At 41.3% G+C, this 23702-nt stretch carries 16 protein-coding genes; 13 read left to right on the top strand and 3 right to left on the bottom strand.

From position 1 onward, the window contains the following. The first annotated feature begins 157 nt into the window (after positions 1-157). The gene (locus ACK8HY_RS21330) at positions 158-346 is read left to right on the top strand and encodes a hypothetical protein (RefSeq protein ID WP_077434186.1); all 189 of its coding nucleotides are present in this window, start codon (positions 158-160) and stop codon (positions 344-346) included. 65 nt (positions 347-411) lie between these two features. On the opposite strand, the gene ACK8HY_RS21325 is transcribed toward ACK8HY_RS21330, so the two are convergent. Continuing rightward, positions 412-864 carry an Lrp/AsnC family transcriptional regulator gene (locus tag ACK8HY_RS21325; protein WP_077434184.1) on the bottom strand — a complete coding sequence of 151 codons (453 nt, stop codon included), beginning with the start codon at positions 862-864 and terminating at the stop codon, positions 412-414. A 123-nt stretch (positions 865-987) separates the two neighbouring features. Here ACK8HY_RS21325 and rocD point away from each other — a divergent pair, with 123 nt between their 5' ends. The 6 genes from rocD (at position 988) to ACK8HY_RS21295 (ending at position 10778) form a co-directional block, all read left to right on the top strand. Continuing rightward, positions 988-2253 (top strand): ornithine--oxo-acid transaminase, encoded by a 1266-nt coding sequence (gene rocD / locus ACK8HY_RS21320; RefSeq protein ID WP_416134751.1) that lies wholly within the window; start codon positions 988-990, stop codon positions 2251-2253. Beyond that, positions 2250-3215: an arginase gene (gene rocF / locus ACK8HY_RS21315; RefSeq protein WP_077434182.1), complete on the top strand. Its 966-nt coding sequence runs from the start codon at positions 2250-2252 to the stop codon at positions 3213-3215. The genes rocD and rocF overlap by 4 nt, the downstream gene beginning before the upstream one ends. Before the next feature lie 531 nt (positions 3216-3746). Then, positions 3747-5369 carry a tetratricopeptide repeat protein gene (locus tag ACK8HY_RS21310; RefSeq protein WP_077434180.1) on the top strand — a complete coding sequence of 541 codons (1623 nt, stop codon included), beginning with the start codon at positions 3747-3749 and terminating at the stop codon, positions 5367-5369. Between the two features lie 206 nt (positions 5370-5575). Further along, positions 5576-8359, top strand: coding sequence for a TonB-dependent receptor domain-containing protein (locus tag ACK8HY_RS21305; RefSeq protein WP_416134750.1), 2784 nt, complete (start codon positions 5576-5578; stop codon positions 8357-8359). A 66-nt stretch (positions 8360-8425) separates the two neighbouring features. Then, entirely contained in the window at positions 8426-9688 is a 1263-nt protein-coding gene (locus ACK8HY_RS21300; RefSeq protein WP_077434176.1) for a hypothetical protein, read from the top strand. Between the two features lie 10 nt (positions 9689-9698). Beyond that, positions 9699-10778, top strand: coding sequence for a phytase (locus tag ACK8HY_RS21295; RefSeq protein WP_077434174.1), 1080 nt, complete (start codon positions 9699-9701; stop codon positions 10776-10778). Positions 10779-11029: 251 nt separating this feature from the next. Here the strand turns inward: ACK8HY_RS21295 and ACK8HY_RS21290 are convergent, their stop codons facing one another. Continuing rightward, positions 11030-13102 carry an ATP-binding protein gene (locus ACK8HY_RS21290; RefSeq protein ID WP_416134749.1) on the bottom strand — a complete coding sequence of 691 codons (2073 nt, stop codon included), beginning with the start codon at positions 13100-13102 and terminating at the stop codon, positions 11030-11032. A 322-nt stretch (positions 13103-13424) separates the two neighbouring features. Here ACK8HY_RS21290 and ACK8HY_RS21285 point away from each other — a divergent pair, with 322 nt between their 5' ends. Continuing rightward, complete coding sequence (locus ACK8HY_RS21285) at positions 13425-14090, top strand: response regulator (RefSeq protein WP_416134748.1); 666 nt, start codon at positions 13425-13427, stop codon at positions 14088-14090. 17 nt (positions 14091-14107) lie between these two features. Here the strand turns inward: ACK8HY_RS21285 and lgt are convergent, their stop codons facing one another. Beyond that, complete coding sequence (gene lgt / locus ACK8HY_RS21280) at positions 14108-14911, bottom strand: prolipoprotein diacylglyceryl transferase (protein ID WP_416134747.1); 804 nt, start codon at positions 14909-14911, stop codon at positions 14108-14110. 527 nt (positions 14912-15438) lie between these two features. On the opposite strand from lgt, the gene ACK8HY_RS21275 reads away from it, so the two are divergent. From ACK8HY_RS21275 to ACK8HY_RS21255, 5 genes are all read left to right on the top strand, one after another. Then, the gene (locus tag ACK8HY_RS21275) at positions 15439-17367 is read left to right on the top strand and encodes a sensor histidine kinase (protein WP_416134746.1); all 1929 of its coding nucleotides are present in this window, start codon (positions 15439-15441) and stop codon (positions 17365-17367) included. Positions 17368-17379: 12 nt separating this feature from the next. After that, on the top strand, positions 17380-18114 hold the full coding sequence (locus ACK8HY_RS21270; RefSeq protein ID WP_416134745.1) for a LytR/AlgR family response regulator transcription factor: 735 nt from the start codon (positions 17380-17382) through the stop codon (positions 18112-18114). Between the two features lie 143 nt (positions 18115-18257). Continuing rightward, positions 18258-19004: an ImuA family protein gene (locus tag ACK8HY_RS21265; protein ID WP_077434164.1), complete on the top strand. Its 747-nt coding sequence runs from the start codon at positions 18258-18260 to the stop codon at positions 19002-19004. After that, entirely contained in the window at positions 19001-20503 is a 1503-nt protein-coding gene (locus ACK8HY_RS21260) for a Y-family DNA polymerase (RefSeq protein ID WP_416134744.1), read from the top strand. The genes ACK8HY_RS21265 and ACK8HY_RS21260 overlap by 4 nt, the downstream gene beginning before the upstream one ends. Beyond that, positions 20503-23646, top strand: coding sequence for an error-prone DNA polymerase (locus ACK8HY_RS21255; RefSeq protein ID WP_416134743.1), 3144 nt, complete (start codon positions 20503-20505; stop codon positions 23644-23646). The genes ACK8HY_RS21260 and ACK8HY_RS21255 overlap by 1 nt, the downstream gene beginning before the upstream one ends. The last annotated feature ends 56 nt before the right edge of the window (positions 23647-23702 follow it).

The raw sequence follows: 23702 nt of genomic DNA, 5'->3' as shown, positions 1-23702 counted from the left end.
CAGTGATTTCAATGCGAAAACTTATCAGGGAAAGGTTGTTTTTCTATAAAATGTTGAATTTAAATTTTCTTATGCGGAGACTTATTTCCCTCGCAAAAATGCCTTATATTTGAGGGAGTCGTTATTAAATAAGTATTAACAATAAGATCATATATAGATGGATAAAGAGCAGATACAAAATTGGTTGGATAGTGGATACGATATATTGCATCATGGTAGACCGGTTAAAGTTGAGGGCAATCTATGGGATTATATCGATGGATTGGGAAGTTATGAAAATGTGTTTGTATTGCGGGAGCTGATTTATTGGACAGAGGAGGAGCTGGCAAATATTGGAAAACAATAGCGCGATCCTGAATCCCCTGTTGCCTGTTGGAGATTCAAGGCCGCTTTGTATTTGCTATTGTGTTGTTAAAGAATAATATTACGTTTAAAGGCACATCCCAATTCGATCAGTGAATCGGTCTTTGCAATGCCTGGAATGTTATCGATTTTTTCATAGAGCAACTGGCGCATATGTTCGTGGTTCCGGGCAATAATCTTGACATATAAGGTGTAGTTCCCAGTGATGTAATAACATTCGGTAACTTCAGGGATCTTTTTCAGTTCTGCAATGATGCGGCTTGAATCATGATCTTTTTCCAGACTAAGGCCAGTAAAGGCCCCCCAATCATAACCTAATCTTTTTTCATCCAATACAGGTTTTATACCTGTTAATATCCCTTGCTCCATGAGACGACTGATACGTTGATGGATCATGGTATTGGATACGCCTAATGCCGTTGCGATAGCAGAATATGCCATTCGGCCATCCGCATCCAGGTATTTTAAAATTTTAAGGTCAAATTCGTCTATGCCGTTCATTGTTATGTAGGTTTAAAAGTTAATTTTAATATTTCAACGCTAATTTAATGTTAAATTCTATTATTTTACCTTAAAAATAGTAAAAATTGTATATTTGTTATTATTTGAAATAAAATCCAAATTATGAGTATGGTATCTACACAAGGAAACGGAGCGGCATTTATTGCCAAGGAAGAGAAATATGGAGCACACAACTATCATCCCTTGCCAGTTGTGTTGGAGCGCGCAGAAGGAGTGATGGTATGGGATGTTGATGGAAAATCTTATTTTGATTTCCTTTCGGCATATTCTGCAGTCAATCAGGGGCATTGTCACCCACGTATCATTGCTGCGTTGACCGACCAAGCTCAAAAGTTGACGTTGACTTCTCGTGCTTTCTATAATAACAAACTTGGTGACTTTGAGGAAATGATCTGTAAACTATTCGGCTTCGATAAGGCTTTGGTCATGAATTCAGGGGTAGAGGCTGTTGAAACAGCTATGAAGCTCTGCCGTAAATGGGCCTATCAAGTCAAAGGTATTGCAGCGAATCAAGCTAAAATAGTTTTTGCCAAAGACAATTTTCATGGACGCACCATTTCGGTGATATCTGCTTCAAATGATACAACAGCAACCAATGATTTTGGCCCTTTTGTGGAAGGAATTACATTGGTACCCTACAATGATATTGAAGCATTGGAACTTTTGTTCAAAGAGGATAAAAATATTGCCGGTTTTATTGTTGAGCCGATTCAGGGGGAAGCAGGAATTGTTGTTCCGGATGTAGACTATTTGAAACGCGTACGTCAATTGTGTACAGCCTATAATGTGCTCTTTATTGCGGATGAAATCCAGACAGGTATCGCAAGAACCGGAAGTATGTTGGCTTCCTACGCCATTAATGATGTGGACAGTGCGAGTAAACCGGATGTATTGATATTGGGTAAGGCGCTATCCGGTGGTGTATTACCTGTTTCAGCGGTATTGGCAGACGATGCTATTATGTTATGTATCAAACCGGGTGAGCATGGTTCTACCTACGGTGGTAATCCACTGGCTTGTGCAGTAGCAACGGAGGCGCTACAGGTTGTACTGGATGAAGATCTGGTCAATAATGCCCGTAAAATGGGGAATCTATTTTTGGAGGGACTGCGAAAAATAGCGGCTAAATCGGATATGATCACCGAAGTCAGGGGCAAAGGTTTATTGACTGCCATTGTGATCAACGCGAGTGAAGAAAGTGATTTGGCTTGGAATATTTGCTTGAAATTTAAAGAAAATGGTCTTTTGGCCAAACCTACGCACGGCAACAAGATTCGCTTAGCGCCACCTTTAGTCATTACAGAAAGTCAGATTGACAGTTGTCTGGAGATAATCGAACGATCGTTGACTAATATGATTGCATCATGAAGAAAATGATTGAATTGATCAAAAACAGATCAGATATCGGTGCGGGCACGAGAGGTTCCGACTTAGGCATAGATGCGATTGAGATTGCAGCGATCAACAAGGGAAGTCAGTATTTCATTAATTATCCCTTTGTGGATGTGCCTACACGAAATAGCTCCATTTATCAAAATGACAACCATCCTTTCGGTAAACATATCCAGCAGATTTACGAACAATGTAAGCAGGTGGCCTCTACAGTGGAGGATAGCCTTTCTGCGGGTAATTTTCCTTTGGTGTTTTCGGGTGACCATTCCTCAGCGATGGGAACGATCAGTGGCATAAAATCGGCTTATCCGGATAAAAAACTGGGCGTGATTTGGGTTGATGCACATGCAGATATTCATTCACCTTATACGACACCTTCGGGCAATATGCATGGTATGCCTTTGGCGGCCATGTTGAATGAAGACAACCTAGCCTGTAAAATTAATGAAATTGATCAGTCAACGCAGGAATTTTGGAATAAACTGAAGCGTATTGCCGGTCCGGCAGAAAAGATACAACCAACGAGTTTAATTTATTTTGGAGTTAGGGATACTGAGGAACCCGAGGACCTTTTGATTGAGCGTTTGGGCATAAAAAATTATCGGGTCGAAGAAATTCGCCAACGGGGGATTGATGACTGTGTAGCCGAAGCCTTGCTCGGTTTGCAGGACTGCGATATGATTTATATTTCTTTTGACGTGGATAGCATGGATAGTGAATTGATTTCAGACGGTACGGGTACACCTGTTCCCAAAGGCTTTATGCCAAAGGAAATCGTTTTGATATTGGAAGAAATTATACGATCTGGAAAAGTAAGCTGCCTGGAAATCGTCGAAGTAAACCCTTTGTTGGACAAAAAAGGTAATAAGATGGCGGAAGTTGCCTTTGATATTTTGGAACGCATAACACCGCTGATCGAACTCAAATCTGGTGATTGATCGGTACCGGTCCAAGTTGGTTTAGGCTTAGGGATGTTGCCCATAGGCGCGCAGCAATCGCAATCTGTTTTATTTGAGCAATTATTTAATAAATCAATATGTAGACAGGGGTGTCCGGTCATTAAATCGGACACCTTTTTCTTTATTCCCTTTTTTGGGGCAACCCGTTTGTATATGGATTGTTCTTTGGATAATTACCACCTTTCTTCGGATCATATTCGGACCATATTCGCTAACAGCCAGACAGGTGGCTGAGTCGGAACAGACCTGAGGCAGATTCGATGCAGAAATTGTTTGGGCAAAACCTGCAACCGATCCGCAGCAATATTGATCAGTATCCCAGACAATCCGAAGAAGCTCTGAAGACAATAGGAAGAAAAGCCCCGTGTCCTATACTTGTGTTTTATACTAAAATAGGTTTACAGCACTGGGCTTAAAAAAGATTCACTCAATCTATATTAAGTTTAATCTGATTTAATATTCTCTTAACATGTTAAGAAGTAATTTTACGCAGCGATTATTTACTGCAAAATGAAGATTTCTTACACTATTATATTTTCGATCAGCTTCCTGACATTGCTATTTTTGCCGCAGCTGACTGCTGCACAAGCTGATTCATTTAAAGAGATCCGGGTATTAAGCCAAAATTATCCGGATTCAGCGATCGTCCAGGTAAAAAAACGGTATGCAAAGGCTGTCAATGACCACGATCTGCTCCTACAGGGAAATTGTTTACAGGCCATCGGTTGGTTATGTGTGAATCAGGGGCATTACGCTCAAGCACAGGACTATTATTTCCAGGCGGATCGAATCTATACGCAACTTGAAGCGAAACAAGCATTGGGATCCAACTGGAGCGATATCGGAGAACTCAATATTTTCAATAAGCAACACCAATTGGCGAAGGAATACTTTAACAAGGCTCTCTACACATTCAAAGCTGAAAATAATCGTAATGGTGAAGCTTCTGTGCTAGGGAATATAGGCCATCTTTTCGAAAAAGAGGGGCGTTATGATTCGGCATTTGTTTATCAAAAGCAGGCTTTGATGATCTATCGTGAACAAGCCAACCATAACGGCGAAGCCAAGATCCTAGAAAATTTGGGTAGCATTTATGAAGATCTTGGGAGATATGATAGTGCTTACGCCCATTTTGCAAAGGCTAGGGATTTATACCAGGAAACGCAGGATAACTATGGAAAGATTGTGGTGATCAATAATATGGGTGATATTTTTAGAAAAACCAATAAATATCCTGAAAGTATTCAATTGACCCAACTGGCTTTTCGCTTGGCGGAAAGCCTTGGAGATGTCTATCAAATGGCGTCAACAACAAAAGATCTCAGTAAAACATATGCGCTAAATGGGCAGATGGATAGTGCCTACTTCTATGCTGAGCGGAGCCGAAAACTGGTATTAGAGCTTTATAGTGTAGATGGAGCACGACACACGGCTTTCTTTCAGGCGCTATATGATATGAACAAAAAAACGGAGGAGATCGAAAAATTACAGACAAACAAACGGATAAATTCGATCTTATTACTTGGTACGATTGTAGTACTGGTCCTTTTGAGTATACTTTCCTATGTACTTTATAGCCGACAGAAAATAAGAATCAAAACACAAATTGCCGAATCGCGAAAGCAGGAGGTGGAGCGTGAACTGGCCGAAATTGCACTTAAAAATCAACTGTTGGAAGACAGACAACTCAAGCAGGAGTTAGCATTGAAGGAAAAAGAACTCACCTCCCATACACTCAACCTCATCCGTAGTAATCAATTTCTGGAAGAACTTCGCGACGAATTGAAAGTCCTGGTCAAAGACGATCGACGGGATCAAAAGAAAGCCATGCAACGGCTGGTCCAACAGATCAGTGAACATATTACCCAAGGCATCCATTGGAAAGAATTTATGGGGACATTTGAGCGCGTACATCATAGTTTTTTTGAAAAACTGATCAGGCTGTTTCCAGATCTTACTGCCGCCGATATGCGCCTGATCGCATTGCTAAAAATCAATCTCAACAATACAGATATCGCGATCCTGTTGGGGATATCACAAGACAGCCTTCGGGTGGCCCGGCATCGGTTAAGGAAAAAACTAAAATTGGAACAGGGCGAGGACCTCGCAGGATATCTGATAGGTATTTCATAATTTTTTAACACAAGGGTAACCTAACTTTAATGGCGTTTATTTTATTAGTAATGAGCTTTAATTCAGTCGGTTGTAGTTTTGTGTTTCCCTTTCGTATAGGACAGGTTTTGGTTTGTTTCCATCTTGTAACGCCAGATATTTTGTGAATCTGTCAGCTGCTGTCATATTTGCAGCAACAATCAGAGATTCATAATAATCTATTAAAAATGAAAAACGTTTTAACGGTATTGCTTGCTTCCAGTATTTCAATCAGCGCCGCTTATGCGACCAAGATTAAGGGAAAAGTCCTGGATGCACAAACAGGGGAAGCCATCGTTGGTGCTACCGTCTTGCTCGAACAAAATGGCTTGTCGACCAAGACACAATTGGATGGTTCATTTGAATTCAAGGGACTGGCTGCAGGTACAGCTAGAATTCATATTCGGCATGTGGCCTACGCCGAATTGATCAGCGAAATTGAGATTAAAAAGGAAAATACACCTCATTTCACTTTTCAGCTTAGTTCGAGTGAACAGACCCTAATGGAGGTGACTGTCAAAGGCAAGCGTAATGGCGGTGATGATGATCCCAGTGCCCGTCGATTAGAAAAGAATGCCTCACAAATTATGAATGTGGTATCGGCGCGGGCGATTGAGATCTCGCCAGATATTACAGTAGCGAACGTTGTGCAACGTGTGTCAGGTGTTTCCATCGAACGGAATTCAAATGGTGAGGGGCAGTACGCGATTTTAAGGGGAATGGACAAACGTTATAATACCACATTGGTCAATGGCGTGAAAGTCCCTAGTCCTGACAATAAATACCGCTATGTGCCCTTGGATCTATTCCCATCGGATATGTTGGAACGATTGGAAATCTACAAATCCCTGACGCCAAATATGGAGGCTGATGCCATTGGTGGTGTCGTGAATATGGTCATGAAATCTGCTCCAAGCAAATTATTGTTTCAGGCCAATTTGGCTACAGGTTATGGCCAACGGTATTTTAATCGGGATTTTGGTAGTTTTTCCACCAGCGGGGTTTCGTCAAAATCTCCTTACGAACTGCATGGGAAAAATTATAATGCTACTTCCGCTGATTTTGATAAGGGAACGTTGGATTATACGTATAAAAAACCATCCCCAGATCTTATCGGTAACCTAACGATTGGCAATCGCTATTTAGATGATAAGTTGGGAGTCATACTAGGAGCAAGTTATCAAAACCTCCATCGCGGCAGTCATTCTATTTTCTACAAATCATCTGTCGTTGATGTCAATCCCAATGCGGTCATTACTGAACAGGGTGACAGACAATATGATGAACAGCAACAACGCTTGGGACTGCATAACAAAATTGATTATCGATTCAACCCAAACCATCGGCTGAGTTTTTATCAGATGTATGTAAATTTGAGCAACGTCCAATTACGGGATGCGGTCAATACAATTTACAATGGACAATACGATCCGAGTATCGGTAAGTCAGAACTGACCTATGTGACCCGTAGCAGGAAGACACAACAACAGATCTACACTGGTAATGTTCAAGGCGAACATCATTTTTTGGATAATCGCTTGAGTTTTCGCTGGTCGGGAGTGTTTTCCTCCGCTCGTAATGAGCTGCCACAAAATACCAGCATTAGTTTGGATGGAGTAGAAGAGAATTTCATTCGTCGACGAACTTCTCTCGTAAACAAGTCACCGGTGACTTACCGTTGGGAACGCAATACCGATGAGGATCGGGCCGGTTATTGGGACCTTGCTTATAAAGTGCCGATGGCTGAAAACAAACTGGAGATTTCCACAGGTGGTTTATATCGTGACAAACAGCGGAGCAGCTTCTATAATAATTATAACCTTTCTCCAATCGCTGATGAGGCGAAGTATAAATATGGTGTTGATTTTCAGAAGTATACTGATCTTCAATTGACAGTCAGTAATGCTACTGGGGCTGTTGCTAACGCATTGACCTACGATGCTGATGAAAAAACGACGGCGGTATACGGTATGTTCAATTATGAGAATGACAAGCTCCAAATGATCGGAGGTATACGTTTGGAACATACGAATCAGGGGTATAAATTATTATTCCCAGCTGGAGAAAAGAGACCTGAGGGATCCCAGATCTATACCGAATGGTTGCCGAGTTTAACAATTAAATACCATTTGGACAAAAAGCAACAACTTCATGCAGCCTACTATCGGGCATTAAACCGCCCAGGTTTTTACGAAATTGTTCCATCTAGTGTTGTCAATGAGGAATTTATGGAGCGAGGGAACCCAGATCTGAAACATGCGCTGGCCGATAATTTCGATTTACGTTACGAATTATTCCCAGAAGCCTCATCACAATTTCTTGTGGGTATGTTTTATAAAAAGATTAAAAACCCCATCGAGTACACTTTTCAGCCTGATGAGGTACGCAGGCAGGACGTATACTACACACCTGGAAATTTTGGGACAGCTAAAAACTTCGGCTTAGAGGTTGATTATATCAAGTATATCCAAAAATTTGGCGTTAAGGCAAATTATACCTATACGCATTCGCGCATCACGACCACTAAAATGAGCCGTAAGACGAACGAGGTCACACAGGATCCTGATCCTATATTTTTGGATCAAACCCGTCCTCTTTATGGACAGGCAGCACATATAGCCAATTTATCCCTACTGTATAAAGACACCAATAAGGGCTGGGAAGGACAGCTTGCAGGATCTTATACGGGATCCCGGATCAATACAGTTTCCCAGTTTTTGAATAATGATTTATGGCAAAAGGGATTTATTCAGCTTGATGCTTCTGTGGAAAAGAAATTCAGTCGCGGATGGGCAATCTTTGCCAAAGCGAATAATATCTTAAATACAGCGATGGAACTCTATGTGAAAGGGACAAATCCTGAAAATGATAAGATTATGGAAAAATTGGTGCAAGGGGACAATACGCTTATCCGTAAGGATCTATATGGTCAGAATTATGTGCTCGGTCTACGCTATAATCTGAATAAATAGGTTTTTAAAGCATTTAGCATATTATAATCAAATAAATCGAGCGTATGCTCATCATAAAATATACTGATGAAAAATAACATTATTTTATTGTTGATATCACTTTCAGTTGCATTGTTCGGCAGCTGTGAAAAGGCGAATATTGATGTGGATACTTCGGATGCCAATGGTAGTGCTATTGGTGAAGTTTCCGGCGTTTGGAGTAAGGGGAGTATCCAGCATATTAAAGGCGATATTATTATTCCAGAAGGAAAATCATTGACTATCGAAGAGGGTGTGACTGTACTAATGGACTCCGTTGGTAAAGCTGAAATTGTGGTATTGGGTAATCTGTATTCCTTGGGTACAGCTGAAAATCCCGTGAAATTTACCGTAGAAGATAAATACAAATCTAAAACCAATGAATTTGGAAAGCTTTGGGGCGGTATTTTAGCGGCACCCAGTTGTCAGGAGTTAGTTTTAGACCATACCATCATCGAATATGGGGGAGCAGTTACTTCAGATGCTTCAATGTCTGTAAAAATGGGATTGTATAAAAAGGCCGCGGGCGAAGCACTGCCGGCATTATGGTTCTCCAATATCGATGGGAAGTTGATCGTTCAAAATAGTACAATCAGCCATTTTCATGAAGATTGCACCTATATAGAGGGTGGCAAAATTATCTTTGCCAATAATCGTTTTTTCTCGAACGGTGTGACTGGGGGAGAAGCAATGAACTTTAAATCGGGGAGCCTCGCTGATGTAGCCTACAATCTGGTCTACAGTGTTAATACCAATGCCTTAAAGCTGTCCAATTCAGGAGACCGGATACCACAGGCGCATATCATCGTTTATAACAATACCATGCTGAATACGGGCTGGCGCCGGCCGACAGCAAAAGGTGGTTCGGTTTGGTTAGAGGCTTCTGTTAAAGCGGAAGTGTACAATAATCTGTTCGCCAATACGCGATTCGGGGTCAAACGCGATCCCAAAAAGCCCGAAGATAAGCGCTCGGTTTCAAGCAACAATTGGTATTATGGCTATGACCAATTGACGGTGGATCAATTTCAGGTCGGAAAGAATGATATCGTTGAGGGTACCAATGATGTCAAGGGCAAATTGGCAGGGGAGAACAACCCTAAATTTGTGAATTATCCATTAGAAACTCCCGGTGATAACTATGTGTTTAATGCAGCCTGGGATTTCCACCTACAAGGAAATTCACCCGCTTTGAAAGCTGGTACGTTAGCATTCAAACCACATTTTATAGACGGATTGACACTATCAAATGGTTTATCTTACAGCTCTCCACAACCTGCAACTTATGTTGGTGCTTTTGGTGCCAAATTTTAATTAATTCAACATGAAAACAACGTTAAAAACAATACTATTTTTTGGCTTGACAGCATCGGCATTACTGCAAGTCTCCTGTAATAACCCAAAAACGAATACGTCCGCAACGGAATCTATTAAACCTGTTTTTGTTACTGATGCGGTACGTTACGATTCCGATGATCCTGCGATCTGGGTCAATAAAACCGATCCCAGCAAAAGTCTGGTCATCGCAACCGACAAAGATGCGGATGGTGCTTTATTTGTGTACGATTTACAAGGTAAAATTGTTAAAGATAAGGTAGTCTCAAATTTGAAACGCCCAAATAATGTGGATATCGCCTATGGTTTGACCATCGGAGGGAAACCCGTCGATATCGCTGTGACAACAGAACGTATGACACATAAACTACGCGTATTCTCGTTGCCAGATATGAAACCAATCGATCAGGGTGGATTGGATATGTTTGTAGGGGAGGCCGAACCTGATTTCAGGGATCTGATGGGAATAGCACTTTATACTTCACCGAAAGGAGAGATCTATGCCATTGTGGGAAGAAAAAATGGTCCCAAAGAAGGTTACTTGGGTCAATATCTCTTGACGGATAATGGTGCCGGCGCTGTGAAGGCCACCTTAGTCCGTAAGTTTGGTTCATTTAGTGGAAAGAAAGAAATTGAAGCCATCGCTGTAGACAATGAACTGGGTTATATCTACTACTCGGACGAACAAATGGGAGTGAAGCAGTATTATGCAGATCCTGCGAAGGGAAATCAACAATTGGCCTTGTTTGCGACCGAAGGTTTCACAGAAGACCATGAGGGTATTTCAATTTATAAATTGACGGATAGTACGGGGTATATTTTGGTGTCCGATCAAGGAGCTAACCGCTTTCAGATCTTTAGCCGTGAAGGTACAAAGACAAATCCATTCGAACATGTCCATTTGAAGACTGTACCGGTTATGGCCACGCAAAGTGATGGCTCAGATGTGGTATCTTCGTACCTAAACGATACATTTAAGCACGGTTTATTTGTTGCCATGAGCGATGACAAGACCTTTCATTATTACCGTTGGGAAGATATCGCTGGGCAGGAGCTAAAAAAGAAATAGTCTTTAGAGAAGACTGATAAAGTATAAGGCAACAGTTGTATAATTGACGTACAGCTGTTGCTTTTTTAAGGAATAATGCCCTTACTGCTATTGTTTTTTAAGATCCTGGATGTCCGTGCAGTGATAATACAAGTTAAGTCTTCATCAATCCTTTTCGTACATTTTATACGCTACAGCTGATTCCTGTTGGTGATAGCGAATCAAGCTCTCAGAAAGAAATATGGTCTTTTTCAGTGCAAGCAAAGCATTAATCAATCCTGTTTAGAGGTTTTATGCGTTGCGGTTACAGGTAATTCACGACAACGGATAGGGACTTTAAACCAGAATGTCGAACCTTCGCCGAATGCGCTGTCCACACCAATTTCTCCCTGATGTTTTTGGATAATTTCACGACAGATAAACAGGCCGATGCCGAATCCAGAGGCGTAACTATCTGTTGAATCATTCACCCGATAGAATTTGTTAAAAATCTGCTTTTGATGCTTGTCACTGATGCCTCTTCCCTGATCGCTGACTTTTACACTGAAATAATCATGATCCACCAGGACATCCATGATAATGGTCGAATTGGTGGGAGCGTATTTAATGGCGTTGTCGATAAAATTAATGATCACCTGTTCAATCTTATCACGATCAGCAACAATTTCCTGTTTGGAATCTGTTGCTCCGGTATAATGAATAAAATGCTTGATGGGTTTTAGCGAATAGATGTTACGGATATAATCTATTAGTGTGCAGATACGAAATGTATTTTTGTGGAGCAATAATTTCCCCTCATTGAGCTGGGATACATTCAGGAAACCCTCGATTAATCCACGCATACGTGTAGCCTGCTCATTTGACTGATGGAGATATTGTAGCCGTTTTTCCGAACTGAGTGTCTGTTCCCTTGCAAGTAACAGCTGTATGTAGGCAATAAGTGAAGTCAAAGGAGTCTTCAATTCATGGCTTGCGATACTGATAAAGTCCAATTTTTTTCTTTCCTCTTCTTTGTCGTTGGTGGTATCGAATATTGCGCCGTATATGATTTGTCGGTTTGAATCGGTAGATAATTGTCCACCACCAACAGATCGAAGCCATTTTATTTTGCCTGTTTTTTTATCTTCTATTTCACATTGACAGTCAAAGGGGGATTGTTTGGATACCACTTCTTGAAAGATATGGCGTATCTTATCCCGGTATTGCGGTAGGATCTGCGTAAAAAAATCAACTTCCTGTATTTCTCGTTGGTGATCAAAGCCAAAAAGCTCACGACATTGATCATTGAGTTCCATTTTCCTGGATTCTAGGTCAATGGAAAAGATGCCAATTCCGGCAGCCTCCACGATCATTCTAAACTCTTGGTCTTTCTTTGCGATCAAGGTATTAATGGCCTCCAGTTGTTTACGCTCTGCATGCTGTTGTGTAATATCCAATGTGGTGCCGGCAAACCATTCCGGCTGTTGGTCCTGATCAAAATACATTTTTCCCTTGCAATGGAGCCAGCGTAACTTTTGATCCTTGGCACCAATGGTACGAAACTGTACATCATAAACACCCTTATTTTGATAACTCAATGATTTTTTGACTTCCCGATCTATTCTGTTCCTATCTTCGGGATGTATATAGCGTAAAACTTCGCTGTAAGGAACAGTCTCACCCTTGGCAAAGCCAAAGAGCTCACGTGTACGTTCATCCCAATGTACAATGTAGCTCTTACAGTTTAGATTCCAAGTCCCCATTTCGGCAGATTGTAGTGCGAAATGATAATGCTCTTCGCTTTCAATGATTTTCTTTAGTGCTACTTTTAGTTTCTGGTTTAAATTTTTGGTTTCCCGGTCCGGTAATGGATATTTATTTAAGCTGGTGACTGCATGAATGTTTCCTTCCAGACTGTATTTTGGGGTTAGTAGATCTTCAAGAAGTTTTTGCTCAATGTTATTCTTTTCATCCGACTGTTGGGCGATCGGCATATGATGGGGAATAATATTTATTTCTTGATATATACCATACATTTCTCCTGCTGCATTGATAAGGGGCTGGTATTTTATGCTGCAGTTATACCTGTCGGATTGCCCTTCCAGACCAAGTCTGATTGATACATTTTCTTCTAGCAGGGTTTTCTGGCTAAACCATACCTGTTTTAATTTGGAGATACGAGCATGGAGATCATTCTGTATAATACAATCTTCCAGCCGCTGACCAAGGACAGTTTCATCACAATTCCACAGCTGAAGCATTTTTGCACTGGCATAGGATATATGAAATTCAGGGCTGTCGTAAATGGCGCAGGCGCCCGATGCGGTGCTGAGTACGGTTAAAATATCTTTGTCGGAACGGATCATAAAGTTTCAAAAAAATAAAATGCTATATAGTTTAAAACAAATATTGTTCCCTTTCTAATTCCTTTGGATACTTTCTATAGCATTTAAGCACCAATGACTTCCTATTTCTGCCATGAGTTCCAAAGGAATTCCTTATAAAATCAATTAAATGAATAGAATTTTGTACCTTTATTCAGCTTGTGCCGGCTTTGGACAGCTGATGGAGTGAAGTGGGAGGTACAATTGGTTTCTGGATCTTTAAAACATAAAAATGCAACTGTACTCCATAGTGGCATACTATTCAGCTAAAAGAAGAAAGATAAATTTTTATTAAAAACAGCAAATGATGGGTAAGATTAAAATACTATTGGTTGAAGACCATATGGTCGTACGTAATGGTATTAAATTGTTATTGGAATCTCAGGCGGATTTTGTTGTCATTGGAGAGGCTTCCGATGGAAATGAGGCGTTACAGCTCCTAAACAATGGATTGCTGCCTGATATTATTTTAACGGATATCAGTATGGATCATATGGACGGTATGGAATTGCTGCGGGTGATCAAAGTGAAGTATCCGTCTATTAAGGTTGTGATCCTTTCGATGTTGAATCAGATTTATTATGTGGTAGAAGGGTTTGAGCATGGACTTTCAGGTTATCTGCTTAAAAATGTGGGCTATAACGAGCTTCTCTTTGGTCTTAACCATGTGGCTAATGGTGGTAGATATATGAGTGAAGAGATCAGTATGGCGCTGCTTGATCAGGTGGTTTCCGGTGAAAATTATACAGATCTATCAAACCGCTCGCTACCGGACTTTGATATCAGTGAGCGCGAACTGGAAGTGTTGAAATTGATCGCTGATGGTTTTACAAATGTGGAAATTGCCGACAAAATCTTTTTAAGTAAACGTACCATAGAAGGACATCGACAAAGTTTGATCGAAAAAATGAATGTAAAAAATACGGCTGAACTTGTTAAGGTTGCCTTTCAGGCCGGTATCTTAAAATAAGTTGTTTCATGTAATCTTTACTGCTTTTTTCTGTTGTTGATGATAAGTAGGGTAGAGCCGATCAGGATAAAAGGGATACTAAGCAGTTGTCCCATATTAAGGAACATTGAATTTTCAAAATCTTCCTGATTGATTTTTAGAAATTCATCCAGAAATCGAAAGGAAAACAATAGGGGCAATAATAAGGCAAAGCAATTTCCAATGTTGTTTTTTAGGATTGGTTTTGTCCAAAGATACCGCAGTAATAGAAATAATATAATACAGAATAATGCTTCATACAATTGGGCCGGATGTCGCGGGGATTGGTCAATAGAAGTAAAGATAAAAGCCCAGGGTAGGTTTGTCTTCGTGCCGATCATTTCCGAGTTCATCAGGTTGCCCAGACGGATACAGGCTCCGGCGATAGGTATCACCAGCGCAATTCGATCTGCCACCCAAAGGAAGGGAAGCTTCTGTTTTTTTGCAAATAAAAATATACCAAGCAAAATACCAATTCCACCGCCATGACTGGCCAGACCGCCTTCCCATATCGCGAATATCTTTAGAGGATTGCTGAGATAATAAGATGGATCGTAAAATATGATATGGCCTAAACGTGAACCTATAATTGTGCCTAAGACAATATAGATGCTCAGCTGATCCAAAAATTCGATGGGTCGGCCTTCTTTTTTTAGCATTGTCCATAATACCTTGTAGGATAGGACAATTCCCAGCAGCCAAAATATGCCATACCAACGGACAGGGTGATTGATGATTGGTATGGTAAAGATGTCTTTATTGACATTCCAAGTGATGAAATTCAATATTAAGCTACTCGTCATTATGCCTTAAAATATTTAGTGTATGGTATTAGTATAAAAAGATGGTCTTTTGTTACATTAAATCATGAAAATAAGTTCAAAGTTGCTCTGTTGGTTCGAAAACTAGATCATTCAATACAAATATTGATGCTGCCCGTACGATTGTTAAAATACCTGATTTATCTTTTTCCGATCCTGTATATTTGTTTGTTAATAAGACCGCATGACGAAGTTTTTTGTTATAAACAACTTGATTTAAAGATGGTGGACCTACCTGCTAAAGGATGAATCTTAGGTAGCATACTTCTGTGTATCTTTATCCATTATGAGTCTACTTAAATATCAGGAAAGTTAAATATTTTTGAACTCAGGTATATTGTTTTGTTGGGAATATTCCGATATTCGATTACTTATTGACGGAACTCTGATGAGCGTTATACCTTAACGTTTAAAATATCGTACTCATCATAGTGGCATTATTATTTTAAATTACAGAAGGACTACGTATACCTTTGGAGAAGAACAAAAGTGAATTAATAAATATTCTGATGAAATTACATAGAACTGGAGCGTTTTACTGTCTTATCGTGATTTTACTGCTCGCCCAGCTATTTTCATGTCATCAAAATAAAATTCAAGATTCGAATAGAAAGGCCAAAGTCGCGAATGATTCACTTGAGTTGAGTTATGAAAATGTGCTATTGACCTACCTTTCTACACAGGATTTCAAGAGTGCAACTGTTGTGAAGAAGAAAAGAAATGAGCTATTGAAAGATGGCTATTTTGAACATTCACCTTACAATTCAATGCTGTTGGCCTACGAGTATTTACTGGATGATAATATAGATTCCGTCGAAATTGCTTTAAAAAATCTGGAAGGACAAAAATTATCTCCAGATGCAACTGTTTTAAAAGATTATTTGGGGATCCGTGCCAACTTCAGTTTTAATGAGGTAACTAGCGGAACGATGATGGCTCAGATTATTGATGCAAAAGAGTATGCTCTAGAACAGAAAAGTGTATTCACTTTTCTATTTTACAATCTATTGGCCAATGCGGAATACCGGCAGGCAAACTACCGAGAAGCTCTGAAAGATGTTGAATCCTGGTACCATTATCATCCCAATAAATCCAATGCACATGTTTCTCAAGCTTATCAGGAAATGAAATTTATGCAATACATGGCCCTGCATGATTTTGAGAAATTAAAAGGTACCTTGGATAGTTGTAAATATTATGCGAATGCAACGAAAGACTCAGCCATTATCATGCGTATGTATGACTTACAGTCGCAGTATTATTTTAGTATCGATAACAACTCAAAAGCGGTAGAAGCTTCCAAAAAGTATTTCAATTATTTACGGGCAACCAATACTCTGAATGCTTATGTATATGCCAATTTAGGCAGAAATTTTCTGAACAATAAGCAGGTGGATTCGGCTATATTTTATTTTAATAGTGGTCTTCGGTTTATCAAAAAGCATAAGATCAAACATAATAAAATATTTTATTATAACAATCTGCAGCTAGCTTATGCATTAAAAGGAGATTATGAGCGGGCCTATTTTGCATTGGATTCCACTTTTCAAGATTATAAACTGAGTACAAAACGGATCGAAGCTGAGAAGATCAACGAAATCAATACAAAATACCAAACGGAGAAAAAGGATCAGGCGATTACGCTATTACGGACAACAAATGCATTCAATCATAAGATATTGTTGCAACAACGCTGGATATTTGTAATCCTGTTGGCACTGGTATTCAGTATTGCATTTTTTATCTATTTCAGGAACAAACAGAAATTGCTAAAAAATATCAATCAACGTATTCTCGCAGAGAATAAGCAGCTTATTTTGGAACAAAAAACACGGCAAAATCAACTGAATCCGCATTTTATATATAATGCAATTGCCAATCTACAGGGATTGATCAGCAGTGAGCAAAAAGCAAAGGCTAATCAATATCTGCTCTTATTGTCACGTCAGATCCGTGATATTCTTGAACTGAATAGGGAAGAATATATTTCATTGGATCAGGAAATTAAATCGTTAAATAATTATATACTTTTACAGCAGATGCGTTATCAGGATGTGTTTGATTTTCAGATAGAGACTGACGATCTGGATCTGGATGATGTGATGATTCCACCCATGATCATACAACCATTTGTTGAAAATGCCATTGAGCATGCATTTAAGAATTTACCTTATATGGGACAACTGGATATTTCTTTCCGTACACATGAAAACCAATTGCATGTCAGCATCTGTGACAATGGTTGGGGGATGCAGGTACATAAGGAACAGGTTTCACACAAGACCTCCTTATCGCAGGTCATTACAAAGGAGCGCCTAGAACTTTTGTTTGCGGATGCTGAACCGGAAGCACGGATTGAAATAACACCAAACTATAGAGATGATCAGCGTGGTTATAAAGTCGAAATTTATATTCCACTTGTTTTATATTTTAACTAACAAATCAATATTATGAAAGTTTATATTCTTGAAGATGAGTATAATATATACTTGTATATAAAGTCGCTCCTGGATAGTATTCCCTATGTGCAGATTGTGGGGTATAGCCCTTCCATTGCACAGGCCGAGCGGGAGCTGTTGGCGTCGAATCCCGACCTGATCCTAGCTGATATTCAGCTGAAAGATGGTTCGAGCTTATCCTTTCTCTCTGAACTTAAATTGGATATCAATACAATTTTTATCACAGCATTCAATCAGTATGCCATTGAGGCACTTAATATCGGTGCTATTGCTTATCTGTTGAAACCTTTGGTGCCCGAGCAATTTATAGAAGCGATCGAAAAATGTTATAAAAAGAATACAGAATATCGGTTCAATAGCATGCAGCTAAATATGGCGGAGAGTTACCTGAAGGCGCCTAATAAACCTAAAAAAATAGCCCTGCGTACCTTTGAATATACGCAGATTGTGAATATTGATGATGTGTTTTATTGCCATGGAGACAAGGGATATACGACATTTTATATCAAAGATAGCAAACCGATGATGGTCTCTAAAGTACTGAAACACTTCGAAACCATGCTGCCCGAAACAGAGTTTATCCGCTGTCACCAATCTTATCTGATCAATGCAAACTATATTAAAAAATATTTTAAGGATGGTCAATTGGAGATGGCAGATGGCAAAATGATTCCTGTAGCAACGAGAAAGAAGGATGTTATTCAGCAATTTCTGAATGATTTCTAATGGAAATGTAAGTTCTTTTGGCATCGGAAACATGATGTATCCTTATTTATAAAAATGTAAAAAAACTAAAAAATATAGCAACTTTGTTTTAATACTAAAATTATTAGTATTAAATTTGCTTAAACTTTAAGACGGAGGTGGCTATGTTATTAACAGAAAAAAAAGCTTTAATTGGCCAATTGAAAAAGGACCTGTTGGTATGGCAGGGAGTACCACAAAAATCGGCTGATGTACTTCCGATGGGCCTTGGTCCATTGGAAGAGGCTTTCCCCAATGGAATTTTTCCAAGGGGAGTAATTCACGAATTTGTTAGTTTTGATCGGGTAGGAGGAGCTGTTTCCTGTGGATTTATCAGTGGACTGTTGGGTAAGCTGATGTGTAATGGTGGGATCTGTATTTGGATAAGCTGTTTTCATACCCTATTTCCCACCGCCCTGAAATCGTTTGGTGTTGTTCCTGAACATGTCATTTTCGTCCGTATGGAACGGGAAAAAGATGTTTTATGGGCGATGGAAGAGGCTTTGAAATGCGAGGGGATAACGGCTGTATTGGCGGAGATACATCATTTGGACTTTGTACAGTCGCGGCGCTTGCAGTTGGCCGTGGAGAAAAGTGCAGTGACGGGATTTATCCTACAGCATAACCCGAAGTTACTGGGTGCCACAGCCTGTGCCGCACGATGGAAAATTAGTTCGCGGCCGAGTCAATTGGAAGATGGATTGCCGGGAATTGGCTATCCAAGTTGGGATATTTCCTTGTTGAAAGTCAGGAACGGAAATCCGGGGTGCTGGCAGATGACATGGACTGCCGAGGGTTTTGAGCCTGTTACTAAAACAAGGCAAGAGCCCTCAGACTGGGCACAATCTTATCTTAACCAGGGATTGGCATGAAAAAGCGATTTGCATCCCTGTGGTTTCGCCATCTAAAAACTGATTGGATGGCTGTTGGGCATCCCCAGCTCAAGGGAATACCTTTTGTATTGGCGATTCCTAACCATGGAAAGCTGATCGTCAATGCCAGTAATCATTTGGCTGAACAGGAAGGGGTGTATCCTGGCTTGGCCATTGCGGATGCAAAAGCATTTTTACCCTCCTTAAAAGTGATCAATGAACGTCCCGGATTAACGGAAAAATTGCTCCACAGCATTGCGCATTGGTGTATCCGGTATACACCTGTTGTAGCGATAGACCCACCCGAAGGAATCATTTTGGATATCAGTGGTTGTGCCCACCTCTGGGGAGGAGAGGAATCTTATATCCGGCATATCGTGCAGAGATTTCAGCAGCATGGCTACGATGTACAGATAAGTATTGCAGATACCATCGGTGCGGCTTGGGCAATAGCCCGATTCGGTAAGGAAAACAGCATTGTAAAGGCAAATATGCAGTTTGATACCTTATTGACTTTACCTGCACAGTCACTTCGCCTGGAAACTTCTGTACTGGAAAGATTGCAAAGCCTTGGTTTAAAAACTATTGGAAGTTTTGCGACCATGCCACGTACTGCGCTTCGCAGACGTTTTGGAAATCATTTGCTTTTCCGCTTGGATCAGGCTATTGGGCATGAGGATGAATTTATTGTTTCCATAAAACCTATCCTTCCCTATGAAGAACGTTTACCCTGTATGGAACCGATCCGTACAGCTGAAGGTATTGAGCTTGCGCTGCAGCAACTTTTACAAGCAATCTGTAAACGCCTGATCGGGGAAGGTAAAGGTGTACGGGAGGCGGTATTACAATGTCACCGTGTTGACGGAAAAATCGAACAGATCAACATCGGAACTAATCGGGCGACAGCGCATGAACAGCACTTGTTTCAGTTATTTGCCTTGAAGATCGCACAGATAGAACCTGCATTGGGTATTGAATTGTTTATCTTGAAGGTACCCCAGGTTGAAGAGGCCGATCCTGTTCAGGAGAACTTATGGGGTAATCGCATAGGATTAGATAATCCCAAGGTCACTGAATTATTGGATCGTCTGAAAAGCAGAGACCCTGCCTGTGAAATTTCCCGTTTTCTGCCCGCAGCACATTATTGGCCTGAGCGGTCCATGAAAACTGCTGATTCAGTCCGGGAAGTAGCCACTGTTGACTGGCAAATTGAAAGACCCCGGCCTACACGTTTATTGCGCATACCAGAACCTATTCTGGTTACAGCACCTATTCCGGATTATCCACCACTGTTATTTCGCTACAAAGGGGAAATCTATACCATTAAAAAGGCGGATGGGCCGGAGCGTATTGAACGGGAGTGGTGGATAGAAAAAGGTGAACATCGTGATTATTATGCCGTTGAGGATGAGAAAGGCCAGCGATATTGGCTTTACCGTTCGGGGCATTACGACGACAGTTTGTCCAATCAATGGTTTTTACATGGATTTTTTGCATAATGATGGGTTATTGTGAATTACAGGTAACGAGCAATTTTAGTTTTCTGGAAGGGGCTTCCCATCCGGAAGAATTGATGAAACGTGCAGCACAATTGGGATACCGCAAAATTGCGGTTACTGACCGGAATAGTTTTGCGGGTATAGTTCGCGCCCATACTGCCGCGAAGAAGCACGGTATAACCCTTATCCCAGCTTGTCGCCTAGACTTACAGGATGGCCCGAGTTTATTGGCCTACCCAACCGATAAAGAAGCTTATGGACGGCTGTCATCCTTATTGACAGTCGGTAATCTGCGCGCTGAGAAAGGGAAATGTCAGCTGTACCGCTCGGATGTATATCAGTATAGGGAAGGAATTCGATTTATCGTTTGTCCTCCCACTCGGTTAACAGCCAAATTTGAACTGGAAGCCGATTTTATCGCTTTTGTAACGGAATATAAGCAGCAACTGGGCGTAGCCCTATATTTGGGTATCAAACGGCTATACCGTGGTGACGATGCAAAGCTCTTGTTCCGTATGCAACAATTGGGCGATAGTCTTGCTATTCCCCTTGTGGCTTTGGGTGATGTATATTATCATGTCCCCGAACGGCGGGAACTACAGGATGTTTTAACCTGCATCCGTGAGAAATGCACCATTCAAAATGCAGGATTTAAATTGTACCCCAATGCCGAACGGTATCTGAAACCTATAGCAGAGATGGAGCGCCTCTTTAGCCCCTATCCTGATGCTATTGCAAGGACAATGGAAATAGCAACAGCATGCAGCTTCTCCCTGGATGACCTCAAATATGTTTATCCAGATGAACTGTCTTCGAATGGGCGTACCGCGCAGGAAGAATTGGTCTATTTGACATGGAAAGGGGCGAAAGATAGGTTTGGCGATCAAATCCCTGATGCTATCCGGGATACCATCCAGATGGAACTTGATTTTATCGAACGGAAAAATTACGCTTCTTATTTTCTGACCGTTTATGATTATGTGCGTTTTGCAAAAGAACAGGGCATCTTATGTCAAGGTCGTGGCTCGGCTGCCAATTCGACGATTTGTTATTGCCTAGGTATTACCTCAGTCAATCCTGCGGAATTCCGCTTGCTCTTCGCACGGTTTATGTCCGATGCGCGGGATGAACCACCCGACATCGATGTTGATTTTGAACACGAACGCCGCGAAGAGGTGATCCAGTACATTTATGAGAAGTATGGTCGCAACCGCGCGGCTATTGTGGCCACGGTGACACAGGTACGCGCCAAAGGGGCTGTACGTGATGTGGGGAAAGCAATGGGGCTATCCATGGATACTGTCGGCCGTCTAGCCGGCGTGGTCAGCAGCCATTGGGATGATTATATTGACCTGGAGCGCTTGATAGAGCAGGGCCTTAATCCCGACGATCCACATTTGCGTAAGGTGCTCGAACTGACCCATCAGTATATCGGTTTTCCAAGGCAGCTGGGACAACATACCGGTGGTTTTGTTATTACACAGGGCAATCTGCATGAACTCTGTCCATTGGTAAATGCCCGCATGGATAACCGGACCAATCTGGAGTGGAACAAAGATGATCTGGAAGCGCTGGGTTTCCTGAAAGTAGATGTACTGGCATTGGGAATGTTGACCTGTATCCGGAAGGCTTTTGATCTTGCCAAAAGGCATTATGGGCTGGACCTGACATTGGCCAATATTGGAGAAGTTGAGGATCCAAAGGTATATGATATGATCTGTCATGCCGATACCCTGGGGGTATTTCAGATTGAGAGCAGGGCGCAGATGTCCATGTTGCCACGACTAAAACCGAGGGAATTTTATGATCTGGTTATCGAGGTGGCCATTGTACGTCCGGGGCCGATACAGGGGGATATGGTGCATCCGTACCTGCGGCGGCGTAATGAGGAAGAGGCTGTTGACTATCCTAAGGAAGAAATTAAGGCGATTCTGGAAAAAACCTTGGGTGTTCCGCTGTTTCAGGAACAGGCCATGGAGATTGCGATTGTTGCGGCCGGATTTACACCGGCCGAGGCAGATGAACTGCGGCGTAGTATGGCGACCTTTAAAGCGAAAGGGCAGGTGTCGGTCTTCAAGCAAAAGATGATCGACGGTATGGTGAAGAAAGATTATACCGTAGAATTTGCTGAACGGGTTTTTCGACAGCTGGAAGGATTCGGGAGTTATGGTTTTCCGGAAAGCCATGCGGCTTCTTTTGCGCTGCTGGTCTATGTTTCATCCTGGATAAAATGTCATTACCCCGATATTTTTGCGGCATCTTTGCTCAATAGCCAGCCTATGGGATTTTATCAGCCTGCGCAGATCGTTATTGATGCGAAACGTCATGGGGTGAAAATTCTCCCAATAGATATCAATCATTCCTTTTGGGATAATACCCTGGAAGGGGAAATGGGGCGCCCGCATGCCCTGCGCTTGGGCTTACGTCAGATCAAGGGATTTTCGGAAGAAGAAGCGCTGTTACTGACCTCGGGGCGACAACATGGATATTCGGCGATCACAAGGATGATGGAAGTTGGCTTATCCCTATCAGGACTGGAACGCCTAGCTGCGGCAGATGCTTTCCGTTCATTAGGATTCGATCGGCGGAGAGCTCTGTGGGAAATCTCAGCCTTGGGAGATCGCTCCATTGGATTATTTGAAGGAAAACCTTCTCCACAAAGCATAGAAGGGCAGATTGAGCTACCTTTGTTGCGTCCCAGTCAACATGTCGTAGCTGATTATGCAAGAACCGGGTTATCCATCAAAGCGCATCCCGTAAGTTTCCTGCGTGACAAATTAGATCTTCTGCATATCGTACCAACCGAAAAATTAAGCCTGATCAAAAATAATATGCCCGTAAAGGTATGTGGATTGATTACCGTACGGCAGCGCCCAGGCACTTCCAAAGGCGTGCTATTTGTGACCATTGAGGATGATACCGGATTTGCAAATGTGGTTATCTGGAGTAAAATATTCGAAAAATACCGAAAGGAGATCCTTCGGGCTAAATTGTTTATGGTTGCCGGAAAAGTACAGGTAGAGGGAGAAGTGATCCATATCATTGCCGAACGCTGTTTTGATATGTCCGGTTTATTAAAAAATCTGGCAGAGGAGGATGAGCCGGTGAATGATGTTTTTTATAAAGGACGGAATTTTCATTGATCTTCCATTTATTAATCTCATTTTTGAATATCATAAAGAACATAATATAACAGGAA

Origin of the sequence: Sphingobacterium sp. NGMCC 1.201703 (genome assembly GCF_047784615.1) — a bacterium.
GTDB lineage: Bacteria > Bacteroidota > Bacteroidia > Sphingobacteriales > Sphingobacteriaceae > Sphingobacterium.
This window is presented reverse-complemented; position numbering and strand designations above follow the sequence as displayed.

What these genes read in the sequence shown, in the direction of transcription:
- ACK8HY_RS21265 (WP_077434164.1), top strand. Translation starts at nt 18,258, where the DNA reads ATGTTATTAACAGAAAAAAAAGCTTTAATTGGCCAATTGAAAAAGGAC.
- lgt (WP_416134747.1), bottom strand. Translation starts at nt 14,911, where the DNA reads ATGACGAGTAGCTTAATATTGAATTTCATCACTTGGAATGTCAATAAA.
- ACK8HY_RS21290 (WP_416134749.1), bottom strand. Translation starts at nt 13,102, where the DNA reads ATGATCCGTTCCGACAAAGATATTTTAACCGTACTCAGCACCGCATCG.
- ACK8HY_RS21270 (WP_416134745.1), top strand. Translation starts at nt 17,380, where the DNA reads ATGAAAGTTTATATTCTTGAAGATGAGTATAATATATACTTGTATATA.
- ACK8HY_RS21300 (WP_077434176.1), top strand. Translation starts at nt 8,426, where the DNA reads ATGAAAAATAACATTATTTTATTGTTGATATCACTTTCAGTTGCATTG.
- ACK8HY_RS21275 (WP_416134746.1), top strand. Translation starts at nt 15,439, where the DNA reads ATGAAATTACATAGAACTGGAGCGTTTTACTGTCTTATCGTGATTTTA.
- ACK8HY_RS21255 (WP_416134743.1), top strand. Translation starts at nt 20,503, where the DNA reads ATGATGGGTTATTGTGAATTACAGGTAACGAGCAATTTTAGTTTTCTG.
- ACK8HY_RS21305 (WP_416134750.1), top strand. Translation starts at nt 5,576, where the DNA reads ATGAAAAACGTTTTAACGGTATTGCTTGCTTCCAGTATTTCAATCAGC.
- ACK8HY_RS21325 (WP_077434184.1), bottom strand. Translation starts at nt 864, where the DNA reads ATGAACGGCATAGACGAATTTGACCTTAAAATTTTAAAATACCTGGAT.
- ACK8HY_RS21285 (WP_416134748.1), top strand. Translation starts at nt 13,425, where the DNA reads ATGATGGGTAAGATTAAAATACTATTGGTTGAAGACCATATGGTCGTA.
- ACK8HY_RS21295 (WP_077434174.1), top strand. Translation starts at nt 9,699, where the DNA reads ATGAAAACAACGTTAAAAACAATACTATTTTTTGGCTTGACAGCATCG.
- ACK8HY_RS21260 (WP_416134744.1), top strand. Translation starts at nt 19,001, where the DNA reads ATGAAAAAGCGATTTGCATCCCTGTGGTTTCGCCATCTAAAAACTGAT.
- rocF (WP_077434182.1), top strand. Translation starts at nt 2,250, where the DNA reads ATGAAGAAAATGATTGAATTGATCAAAAACAGATCAGATATCGGTGCG.
- ACK8HY_RS21330 (WP_077434186.1), top strand. Translation starts at nt 158, where the DNA reads ATGGATAAAGAGCAGATACAAAATTGGTTGGATAGTGGATACGATATA.
- ACK8HY_RS21310 (WP_077434180.1), top strand. Translation starts at nt 3,747, where the DNA reads ATGAAGATTTCTTACACTATTATATTTTCGATCAGCTTCCTGACATTG.
- rocD (WP_416134751.1), top strand. Translation starts at nt 988, where the DNA reads ATGAGTATGGTATCTACACAAGGAAACGGAGCGGCATTTATTGCCAAG.